The following is a 10,049-nucleotide window of genomic DNA, read 5'->3' as shown; positions in this document are numbered from 1 at the left end:
CGCTGCTTGACTTTCCGGGCATCCGCGCTCTCGCCCGACCCGGTTTCCTTCCCTGCCATTCATCAATGATCAAGCAGCACGGTGCGAATCACGCGCAACGACACACCCTATTACCGAAACATCTTTAGCTGGCTTGTCGCAGTGCTGCAATAGCCTCCGGATCTTGCTGGCCTCGAGGTCGTTACAAGCGCCCACTCCCGCTGTGGGCTCTCGGATTCCGGCCGAAGCGAGCTATGACGATCGTTGGCGGGACAGTGACGGGCGCGTGAGTGGGATGGGATGTCGACGGAACGTGAAAACTGAACACGGTATGGCAGGCGGGTTCAAGTATTGGTCGCAACACTCCTGATAGAAGAGGGGTGTGTGGATGGGACGTAGAGGACGCAAGCGGCGACTCGATCTGGAGACGCAGTATTGGGCACTGTTGGCTGCCGGGGTGGGCAGCATCGAGGCGTGCCGGCAACTCGGGATCGGACGCAAGACCGGGTACCGGTGGCGGACCGAGAACGGCGGACTGCCGCCGATACGGTTGGCGGAGGAGGCGCGGTCGACCCGGTACCTGTGTTCGCTCGAACGGCAACGAATCGCGACGCTTCGGGCAGCGGGACACTCGATTCGGGAGGTGGCCCGACGATTGGGTCGATCGGCGTCGACGGTCAGTCGTGAGTTGAAGCGCAACACTCTCCCGCATGATCGTGGCGGCTATGACGCCACTTTGGCGCACGCACGCGCCACAGGGCGCTCGATCCGACCCCGGCGGGGTCGGCTGCTCGACGACCTGGAACTTCTCACGAAGGTGCAGGAAAAGCTAGAGCTCGAATGGAGCCCGGAGCAGATCGCCGCATGGCTGCGCGCCGAGTATCCCGATCGTCCTGGCCGGCACGTCTGCCACGAAACAATCTACCAGGCCCTCTACAAAAGCGGGCGGTCGGGGTTGAGTCGCACGCTGACCCGCAAGCTACGGACCAGGCGTCCGCTGCGCCGACGACGGCGCCGGGCGGACGAGCGCCGGATTCGATTCGTCACCCCGTCTCAGTCGATCGACGCTCGTCCCAAGATGGTCGAAAAACGCAGCCGGACTGGAGATTGGGAGGGCGATTTGGTGCGCCACGAGGCGCTGTGTGACCGAGCGGAGGTGAAAGACCTGCGCCGTTGTGCTGTCGCAGCAGCATAACGAAGCTGGGGGCAGCCTGAACCGGGAGACGACGGTGAGGGCGGCAAGCAGCCCCGACAACGACGGGACAGGCCAGCACTACCGGATGGTCTGGGTCCGGCAAGCATGAGGAGAAGGTGTACGCGAGGAACCAGTGTTTTAACGCCTCTCAAGTCTCCCGCCAGCTCTAACCCGGTGGATTCGGGCTGGTCTGCGATGCGCACCAACACCCTTCGGTGTTGGGAACTCCGGGGTCGGTTTAGATCGTCGGCTTCGGAGGCCACGGTGAATGCCTGCGGCGTAGCCGTGGCGATATCGCAGGGGCATAGCTGGGCACCTCACTCCTCGAGCGGTTCGCAGTGAACGTGGGAACCACCGCGAGGCTCCCGAGCATCGGCCTCTTCCAGGGGTCGGCTGGTCGGGTTGACGCGTCGTCGGTCGATGGCCACGCGGTGGGGCGGAGGGGCCGTAGTAGTCCGAGCGAGGGAAAGCCTCGCACATGGCGAAGGGCCCCAGCGGAATTGATGCAGCATGCAAGACACGAACGGAGGCGCTGGTGAATACCGGTGAGCTGTCATGGCCCGATCCCGGTCGGGCGGCGTGGCGGGTACGACAGATGCAACGCAAGCTGCACCACTGGGCGGTCGACGATCCCGACCGCCTCTTTGATGATGTGTTCAACCTCGTCCACCACCCGGATTTCCTCACCGTCGCGTGGGAACGGGTGCGGGGCAACAAGGGCGCACGTTCGGCCGGTGTCGACCGGCTGGCACCTGCATCCATCACCGGGGACGCCGAGACGGTCGCATTCCTGGGTCAGGTTCGAGACCAGGTGAAGTCTCGGACCTTTGCTCCTCTGCCGGTGGCGGAAAGACTCATTCCGAAACCGGGGAGCAGCAAACTCAGGCGGCTCGGTATCCCCACGGCGATGGACCGCACGGTGCAAGCGTCATTGTTGCTGGTGTTGGAGCCGATCTTCGAGGCGGATTTCAAACCGGTCAGCTACGGTTTCCGCCCGAGGCGTCGCGCTCAGGACGCGATCGCTGAGATTCATGCTCTCGGGACCCGGAATCATCACTGGGTGTTCGAGGCGGACATCGCGGCGTGTTTCGACGAGCTGGCCCATTCCGCGATCATGGAACGGGTCCGTACGCGGATCGTCGACATGCGCGTTCTGACCCTGATCAAGGCGTTTCTGAAGGCGGGCATCATGTCCACCGACGGAACGGTCAGGAACTCCGAGGCCGGCACGCCCCAGGGCGGCTTATGCGCAGCTGCACATAAAGAACCTTATGAGCAGTGCCGGGTTATGCGCAGCGCTGGCCTGCAAGGCCTTGTGACAGCGATGTCAGAGGTCGATCGCTGCGCATAACCTTTCGTGATGTGTGTCGGGTTCACAGGCTGGCGAGCCATTTGAGTAGTCCGGTGTCGTGGTTCCATTCGGGTAGCTCGTCGGTGACGATTTCGGTGTAGGTGGCTTCGAGGGCTTTGCGTTTGGCCTCGGTGGAGGCGCGTGCGTAGATTTCGGTGGTGGCCAGGTCGACGTGTCCGAGGATGTCGCGGATGTAGGGCAGCGGGACGCCGGCCTCGTAGAGGTGCATGGCCTTGCTGTGGCGCAGGACGTGCGGGCTGAGGTCGGCGTCGGCCAGTTCCGGGTCGCCGGCGCGGGTCTGGTATTTGCCGATGATCCAGGCGATGCCGCCGCGGCTGAGTTTGTTGCGATGCTGGTTGGTGAACAGTGGGTGATCGTCGTGGCCGGGCTTGTCGAGGCCGTGTTCGGTCAGGTAGGCGTTCAGCAGTGCTGCGGTGTTGTCGCCGAGCGGGACATGGCGGGTCTTGCGGCCCTTGCCGGTCAGCACGGCCAGGGCGGGGGGTTGCAGGCGGATGTCGCGCACGGTCAGGTCGGCGAATTCCTGAACCCTGGCGGCGGTGTCGTAGAGGGTGGCCAGCAGGGTCGCGTCACGGCGGCCTCGCCGGGTGGACCGGTCGGGCTCGGCGAGCAGACGGCGGGTCTGCTCGACGGTGAGGTGATTGACGCTCGGCTGGGCCTTCTTTTTGGCGGGGACGGCGAGGATGTCCTGGCAGTTGGCCATCCTGGCCGGGTCCTGGGATTGCAGCCACCGGAAGAACGAGCTGACCGCGGCCAGGCGCTGGTTGCGGGTCGAGATGCTGTTGTGCCGTTCGGCTTCCAGCCAGTTGAGGAACGCGGTGATCGCGTCGGCGTCGATGCGATCGAGGGTGAGCTTGTCGGGCGGGATGGATCTGCAGTCGCGGAACCAGGCGATCAGCAGCTTGAAGGTGTCGCGATAGGACGCGATCGTGTTGGGTGAGCAGCCGCGCAGCCCGGCCAGGTGCGAGGTGAGGTAGCGGTGCAGCAACACCGCGAAGTCAGTTGCCATGGCACGCTCCTGCCGTGACGGGTGGGACGACGACGCCGTAGGCACGCCGGATGTGGGCGGTGATGTGGGGGTAGGACTCGGCGGTCAGCCTCAGGTAGTAGTCGGTGTCGGAGATGGAGGCATGACCCATGTAGGCCTGCAGGACCGGCAGCAACGCGGCGACGTCCTCGCCGTCGGCGAACCACGACCGAAGATTGTTGACTGCCATGGTGTGTCGCAGATCGTGGACGCGGGGGCCGTGGCCCCGGCCGCCGTGGGAGATGCGTGCCTGCCACAGGAACCGGCGGAAGTTCTTGTCGATGTTGCCGATCGTCAGCGGGCGCCTGGCTGTGCCGGGGAAGAACCAGTCCCCGCCGGTGCGCCCGGCGACGCGGGCGTGGTAGTCGGCCAGCCTGTCGTGCAGCGGAGCGCTGACAGGGACCTGCCGGTCTTTGCCGCCCTTGCCATCGCGGATTGTCAGGACCCCGGCGTCGAGGTCGACGTCGCCGAAGCGCAGCAGCCGGGCTTCGGAGGCACGCAGGCCGCAGGCGTAGATCGTGCGGAACAGCACCGGCATGACCAGGTGCCGGAACGGGACCTGCGAGTCGTAGTGGCAGCGGTCGGTCTGCGCGAATAAGGCCGCCAGTTCCTCGTCGGTGTAGATGTGCGGGACGTAGCGGGCGGGGCGGGGCAGTGCGCCGGCGGGCAGGACGTAGGCCCCCACGCCCCGGCGGCCCAACCAGCGGGCCAGCTCCCGCACCGGCGCGGCCAAGCTGTGCAGGGTCGCCGGGGTGACTCCGCGCCGGCGGGCGGCCGCGATCCAGGCCTCGACCGAGGCCCGGGTGGGCGCCTGCTGCCCGGGGAACTCACTGGCGCAGAACGCGAGGAACCGGATCAGCACCCGCTCCTCAGCGTGGTATTTGTAACCTGTGGCGCGTTTTTCGGTGACCAGGGCGGCGATCGCGTCGGTCATCGTGATGTCGGGGCTCATCGCGACACCCCGTTCGCGGGCGCGTCCGGGTCCAGCGCGCACTTGGCCAGCAGTCCCAGGGAGGATTTCAGGTAGACGCCCGTCGACTGGACGGACTGGTGACCGAGGATGTCAGCGATCTGCTCGACCGGTGTGCCGCTTTCCATCAGCCGGGTCGCCAGCGAATGCCGCAGCGAGTGCATGCCATGTCGGCGTTTCTCGCTCACCGGCACGTGTGCCACGCGGGCATGTTTGACCAGGATCTGATGCAGATGGTCCTGGTCGGAGAACGGGCCGATTGGGGCCATGTGCCGCACGAAGACCTGCGGGCAGTCGCAGTCCGGCCGGCCATGGCGGATGTAATCGATCACCGCCCAGCCAACATCTTTCAGCAGCGGCAGCTGCACCCGGTGACCGGTCTTGGCCTGCGTCACGAACAGCCGGTTGCCCGGCCAGTCGAAGTCGGCGAACTCCAGTCGCTTGATGTCAACGCCGCGCAGCCCGAGCCTGGTGATCAGCAGGATGATCGCGTAATCCCGTTTCCCGCACGGGTTGTCCCGGTCAATCCCTTCCACGATCCTGGCTACCTCGCCCGGATCCCACACCGACGGGATCCTGGCCTGCCTGGCCGAGCGTGCCGCCGGCACCGCCTCCAAGCACGCCCCGTCGACCAGGCCGGCGGAGGAGGCAAACCGCAGCAACGACCGCACCGCGCACAGTTTCTGCTCGACAGTCTTGAACTGGTATCCGGCCAGCGTGGCGACGAACGCCCCGATCATGGCGGCGTCGCAGCAGCCCAGCCCTCCGCGGGTGTCGGTGAACGCGACGAACTCCCCGGCCAACGTCCCGTAGGTCCGCACAGTCGAGGCCGAGCGCCCAGCCGAGCGCAGGTGCGCCTGGAACCGGGCGACCGTCTGGGCGCCGGCCACGTCCAGCTTGCTCACCGACCGGTTATAGCGGCGCAGCACCGCCCCGTGGACCGCGTAATCCTCCAGCATCTGAGCAACCCTGAACAAGTACATATCGGTTCGCTTCAGGGTGCCGGCCTGCTCCTTGTCGAAGAAGCCACACGCGTCGTCGACCCACGCCATCGCCGCATCCAAGGAAAACTCCTCGACACCACGAGCAGCGAAGTGCTTCTGCATCCGCCGCCAACAGCCCCGGTACCAAACGAGCGTCGAATCCTTGTAGCCCAAACGCTGTAACTCCGCCTCCAGGCCCAACACCAACGCAGACAAAGTCGCCATAACAACTGACCTCCGATCATGGAGGCCCGGCACCATACCGGACCGCCTGATCAGAGGATCCGCGGATTATGCGCAGCGATCGACCTCTGACATCGCTGTCACCAGGCCTTGCAGGCCAGCGCTGCGCATAACCCGGCACTGCTCATAAGGCGGCATACTCTCACCGTTGCTCGCCAACATCGCTCTGACGGTGTTGGATGCACATTTCTGTGCGAAATGGGACTCCCACGGGAGTGCCTATCGGCGCGAGGTGCACCGCAAACGCGGCGGGGCCACCTACCGAATCGTGCGCTACGCGGACGATTTCGTCATCATGGTGGTCGGGACCAAAGCGCATGCGGACGCACTCTGGGACGAGGTCGCGGACGTGATAGCCCCTCTGGGGCTGCGGTTGTCCGCCGAAAAGTCCCGGGTATGTCACCTGGACGAGGGGTTCGACTTCCTCGGGTACCGCGTCCAGCGGCGCCGCAGGAAGGGCACGAACAAGATGAGCGTCTACACCTATCCGTCGAAGAAAGCGTTGCTTTCGATCATGGCGAAGGTGCGGGCCCTGACGAAGAGGGCACGTCATCACGGCCTTGCTGATCTGCTCGGACGCCTCAATCCGGTGCTCCGAGGATGGTGTGCGTATTTCCGTCACGGCGTGTCGAAAGCGACCTTCGGCTACCTCGATGCCTTCGCCTGGCATCGGGTCACCCAATGGCTGCTCAAACGGCACAAACGGATCACGTGGGCGGATCTCTACCGGCGGTTCCTGACCGGCAGGCCAGGCAATCGTCCGCAAGAGAATGGGATCATCATGTTCGACACCACCACCGTCCCGATTACTCGGTATCGGTGGCGGGCGAGCAACATCCCCACACCGTGGACCAGCAGAGCAGAGACCTTGGTCCCTGCTTGACAGTGGCAGTCCGTGGAGCGCCGGATGCGATGAGAGTCGCACGTCCGGTGCGGAGGGCGGGCCGGGGAAACAGGCCGGGAGCAACCCCGGCACCGCGCCCCGGTCCGACCCCTACATCGTCGGCCGGTCGAGTAGGTCCTCGATCGGCACCCTCGTCGATCGGCGTAGCCGCTACGTCCGGCTCCTGCATCTGCCCGGCGGGCACCGCGCCGAGCCCTTCGCCGCGGCCTTAGGTGCGCTGTTCGAGCAGATCCCCGAGCACGCGCGTTGGACGATCACCTGGGATCAGGGTGCGGAGATGGCGCGCCATGATCTGTTCGGTCATCTGTTCGCCGAGGGGGTCTACTTCGCTCATCCCGCCGCACCCTGGATGCGTGGCACGAACGAGAACACGAACGGATTGCTTCGGCAGTATTTCCCGAAGGGCACTGATCTGTCCGTCCACGGACCCGAGGTGCTGCGAGAAGTGGAGGAGCGTCTGAACAACCGACCACGCAAGAACCTCGACTGGCGAACACCGGCACAGGTTTTCGCCGAGAGTCTGGCACCATGAACCGACAGTGTGGCGACGACTACTCGAATCCGCCCTTGAACCCGCCTGCCATACCGTGTTCAGTTTTCACGTTCCGTCGACAGAATGGTGGATGTGCAGGCAGTACGAGGTCACCGCCGGTGGTCGGGTCGGGCATGTGGTGGGCATCGAGCACCGCACCTTTGTGGCTGACGTCCGCGGGCACAGGGCATCTTGAACGATCGAATGATGCTGCCACTGTTTGACAACGGTCATGGACGCCGCTTCACCTTGCCCCCTTGACAAACCTGATTCCATATCAGGGCTTGCCCCTACCCTGGTTGACACACGGGGTGTGCAGTTTCAGGCCGCGTGTGCGGTCTGATGGAGCGTCTCATATTCGACGGGTGTCGGTCGACCGAGACCGCGTTGCCGGCGACGCCGGTGGTAGGTCTTCTCGATCCACCCGACGATCGCCAACCGTAGTTCCTCACGGCTGCTCCAGCGGCGACGGTAGAGGACATTGCGTCCGGTCGGGCACGCACCACGCGCTGGTCGAGGGCACCACACACGCCGTTTGTCCGACAGTGGATTGGGGCGGATACGTCGCGTAGAGCCGAGACAGCGACGATGATTCGTGGAGGTGGATCGGTGCGCGGAACGGGAACGAGCACCGGACCTGATGCCACGACAGGAGGCAAAGACAATGGGAAGCAATGAGCCAAGTCTCAGGGAACTCGCTGTCAACGAATGCTGGGCGCTGCTTCGTACCGAGAGTATTGGCCGTCTCGCTGTGTGGGTGGACGACCACCCGGATATCTTTCCCCTCAATTATGCGGTCGATCATGGAACCCTCGTGTTTCGATCCGGGAGAGGCACCAAGGTGTCCGCTGCGCTGTCAGATGCGCCGGTTGCGCTGGAAGTCGACGGCTACGAGGCTCCGTCGCGCGAAGCGTGGAGCGTGGTGATCAAGGGCCGTGCGGAGGGGATCCGTGAAATCGACGAGTTGATGGACACCGTGGATTTGCCACTCTTTCCGTGGCAGGCCGGGGCGAAGAACCTTTTCATCCGACTCGTTCCCACCCATGTGTCCGGCCGCCGGTTTCCGGTTGTCGACCCGGCCATGTGGCAAACTCCCTTCTCGAACGTGCGACGTTCGCCTTCGGAGTAGCCGGTGTGGACAGCACACCTACCCCGCCGGCCTTGAGGTGAACGTGGTGATAGACAACGGTTCCACGAACAAGACGCCGGTGGTCGAGCGGTTGGATGAGGTTGCCGCTGAAGTGTGGATACCGGCGACGTCGCTGACGCGTTGTCATGTTCCGACGGTCCCGCGCGAACGGAGCGCACCCAACTCCCGGTACACGTCGGCGGACTCCTTCGATGTGTACGGGGTCCCGTTGACGCCCTTCGGTGTGTCAAGCGGCCGGTGCGATTGCCGGGTGACTCGATCGCAGTCTTTGAGGAGGTAGAGGATCTCGCGGGCGATGAAGCGTTTGAGGCATCGCAGGATTTCGGGATTGGAGTGCCCGAAAGCACGTTTGCGAGCGACGTAAGCCTGGGTCTTTGGATCCATGCGCCATCGGCTGACGGCGATCATGTGCAGCGCCGAGTTCGCAGCTCTGTCATCGCCGCGGTTGTGGCGATGACGGGTGGTCATCCCGGAGGACGCCGGGAGCGGGGCGGCACCGCACAGCATGGCGAAAGACGCCTCCGAGGTCAGCCCCTCAGGGTTGGCGCCGGCAGTGATGAGTAACTGGGCAGCGGACTGGTAACCGACTCCGACGCGCTCGAGAAGGGTGGGCTCCAGTTCGTCGACGAGGGCGTGAATGGGGCGGTCGAGGTCGGCGATCTCATCGTGCAGTTCCAGGTATCGGCGGGCGAGGTGCTTGAGTGCGATCTTGGTGGCAGTGGTCGGGTCGCGGAAGCCGGTCAGGTCGGGCCGCCAGGCGGCGAGGGTGCGGATCAGCTGCATGCGGGACAGGTTGCGGATCTGCTTCACCGCGACCGCGCCGAACCGCAAGTGGGTGGCCGATCTGACGCGGATTGCCGCGACCGAATTCTTCTCCACCACCCGCGCTGGCTATCGGGCCGTGCTGCGCTGGATGCGCAGCCACGGCGACCTCGCCCGGATCGGCGTCGAGTGCACCGGCTCCTACGGTGCCGGACGGCTCCGATTTGTCGACAATGCCGGGCTCGAGGTCCGCGAGGTCACCGCACCCGACAGGTCTGATCGACGACGCCGCGGCAAGGATGACACCATCGACGCCGAGAACGCCGCACACGCCGCGTTCGCCCAGATCAGAACCGTCACACCGAAAACCCGCGACGGAATGGTCGAGTCGCTGCGGGTCCTACAGGTCACCCGCAAGACCGCCATTTCGGCCCGTAGGGTTGCGCTCCAGATGATCAAGTCGCAAGTCATCTCAGCGCCCGAGGAACTGCGCGATCTCCCGGTCCAGCAGGTCCGGTGCGGCGGTATGCCGCGGGTTCTGTTTCGTCGACCCGCCCTTTTCAGTCTTTGCGTAGGTAGGCGCCGCGGCGATGGTCGTGGTCTTTGGCTTGGGGGTGCCTCGCGGCATCGGTACTGTCGGTGACCGTGGGCAGCAAGGGGCAGCGGCGATCCGATCGGGCGCTGGTCGCCGCTTATCACGAGGCCCGGCTGGGTGAGCTGATCGAGTGTGCCGCAGCCGAGGTCGACCGCTTCCGCGCCGGCGACGTGGACGCGTTCACCGTCGATGAGGCACTGCACCACTACCACCTGTTGTCCGTCGCTGAACGTGCCGACGATGGCGTCACTGTCGATGACGGTGATGCCGATATGAGAAGGGCCCTGCCCGCGGTTGCGGGGAGGGCCTTCGTCGGAATGGTGACGGCATCGTCGGCGTG

Annotated in this window: 8 protein-coding genes and 4 pseudogenes; 7 read left to right on the top strand and 5 right to left on the bottom strand. The window is 65.0% G+C overall.

What is annotated here, in order from left to right; all coding sequences use genetic code 11:
* Positions 1 to 367: 367 nt before the first annotated feature.
* Both G9373_RS46055 and G9373_RS48015 read left to right on the top strand, forming a co-directional pair.
* Positions 368 to 1,174, top strand: a complete 807-nt coding sequence (locus G9373_RS46055; RefSeq protein WP_206033835.1) for an IS30 family transposase — start codon at positions 368 to 370, stop codon at positions 1,172 to 1,174.
* A 535-nt stretch (positions 1,175 to 1,709) separates the two neighbouring features.
* Positions 1,710 to 2,525 (top strand): reverse transcriptase domain-containing protein, encoded by an 816-nt coding sequence (locus tag G9373_RS48015; protein ID WP_346842930.1) that lies wholly within the window; start codon positions 1,710 to 1,712, stop codon positions 2,523 to 2,525.
* A 22-nt stretch (positions 2,526 to 2,547) separates the two neighbouring features.
* Here G9373_RS48015 and G9373_RS43495 read toward each other — a convergent pair whose 3' ends face one another.
* From G9373_RS43495 to G9373_RS43485, 3 genes are read right to left on the bottom strand one after another with little or no spacing between them, the layout of a single operon-like run.
* Positions 2,548 to 3,552 carry a tyrosine-type recombinase/integrase gene (locus tag G9373_RS43495; protein ID WP_167121036.1) on the bottom strand — a complete coding sequence of 335 codons (1,005 nt, stop codon included), beginning with the start codon at positions 3,550 to 3,552 and terminating at the stop codon, positions 2,548 to 2,550.
* The gene (locus G9373_RS43490; protein WP_167121034.1) at positions 3,542 to 4,522 is read right to left on the bottom strand and encodes a tyrosine-type recombinase/integrase; all 981 of its coding nucleotides are present in this window, start codon (positions 4,520 to 4,522) and stop codon (positions 3,542 to 3,544) included. The genes G9373_RS43495 and G9373_RS43490 overlap by 11 nt, the downstream gene beginning before the upstream one ends.
* A complete protein-coding gene (locus tag G9373_RS43485) occupies positions 4,519 to 5,748 on the bottom strand; it encodes a site-specific integrase (RefSeq protein ID WP_206033833.1) in 1,230 nt (409 codons plus the stop codon). The genes G9373_RS43490 and G9373_RS43485 overlap by 4 nt, the downstream gene beginning before the upstream one ends.
* A gap of 154 nt (positions 5,749 to 5,902) precedes the next feature.
* Between G9373_RS43485 and G9373_RS43480 the strand changes: the two genes are divergently transcribed.
* Both G9373_RS43480 and G9373_RS43475 read left to right on the top strand, forming a co-directional pair.
* The gene (locus G9373_RS43480; RefSeq protein WP_307866473.1) at positions 5,903 to 6,649 is read left to right on the top strand and encodes a group II intron maturase-specific domain-containing protein; all 747 of its coding nucleotides are present in this window, start codon (positions 5,903 to 5,905) and stop codon (positions 6,647 to 6,649) included.
* Complete coding sequence (locus tag G9373_RS43475; protein ID WP_167121030.1) at positions 6,537 to 7,202, top strand: IS30 family transposase; 666 nt, start codon at positions 6,537 to 6,539, stop codon at positions 7,200 to 7,202. Before G9373_RS43480 ends, G9373_RS43475 begins: the two co-directional genes overlap by 113 nt.
* A 321-nt stretch (positions 7,203 to 7,523) precedes the next feature.
* Here the strand turns inward: G9373_RS43475 and G9373_RS47385 are convergent.
* A pseudogene (locus G9373_RS47385) lies at positions 7,524 to 7,688 on the bottom strand (IS3 family transposase); the annotation flags it as partial.
* 178 nt (positions 7,689 to 7,866) lie between these two features.
* Between G9373_RS47385 and G9373_RS43470 the strand changes: the two are divergent.
* Positions 7,867 to 8,331, top strand: coding sequence for a pyridoxamine 5'-phosphate oxidase family protein (locus G9373_RS43470; RefSeq protein ID WP_037206748.1), 465 nt, complete (start codon positions 7,867 to 7,869; stop codon positions 8,329 to 8,331).
* A 144-nt stretch (positions 8,332 to 8,475) separates the two neighbouring features.
* Here G9373_RS43470 and G9373_RS43465 read toward each other — a convergent pair.
* Positions 8,476 to 9,159, bottom strand: a pseudogene (locus G9373_RS43465) (transposase); the annotation flags it as partial.
* A 43-nt stretch (positions 9,160 to 9,202) separates the two neighbouring features.
* On the opposite strand from G9373_RS43465, the pseudogene G9373_RS43460 reads away from it, so the two are divergent.
* Together G9373_RS43460 and G9373_RS47380 are read left to right on the top strand one after the other, a co-directional pair.
* Positions 9,203 to 9,607, top strand: a pseudogene (locus G9373_RS43460) (transposase); the annotation flags it as partial.
* Positions 9,608 to 9,759: 152 nt separating this feature from the next.
* A pseudogene (locus G9373_RS47380) lies at positions 9,760 to 10,049 on the top strand (hypothetical protein); the annotation flags it as partial.

It is taken from the genome of Rhodococcus sp. A14, assembly GCF_011603105.1.
Lineage (GTDB): Bacteria > Actinomycetota > Actinomycetes > Mycobacteriales > Mycobacteriaceae > Rhodococcus_F > Rhodococcus_F opacus.
The sequence above is the reverse complement of the archived record's forward strand: the minus strand, read 5'-3'. Positions and strand labels throughout refer to the sequence as shown.

Coding starts and splice junctions, on each gene's coding strand:
- G9373_RS46055 (WP_206033835.1), top strand. CDS start 368: ATGGGACGTAGAGGACGCAAGCGGCGACTCGATCTGGAGACGCAGTAT.
- G9373_RS43495 (WP_167121036.1), bottom strand. CDS start 3,552: ATGGCAACTGACTTCGCGGTGTTGCTGCACCGCTACCTCACCTCGCAC.
- G9373_RS43490 (WP_167121034.1), bottom strand. CDS start 4,522: ATGAGCCCCGACATCACGATGACCGACGCGATCGCCGCCCTGGTCACC.
- G9373_RS43485 (WP_206033833.1), bottom strand. CDS start 5,748: ATGGCGACTTTGTCTGCGTTGGTGTTGGGCCTGGAGGCGGAGTTACAG.
- G9373_RS43475 (WP_167121030.1), top strand. CDS start 6,537: ATGGGATCATCATGTTCGACACCACCACCGTCCCGATTACTCGGTATC.
- G9373_RS43470 (WP_037206748.1), top strand. CDS start 7,867: ATGGGAAGCAATGAGCCAAGTCTCAGGGAACTCGCTGTCAACGAATGC.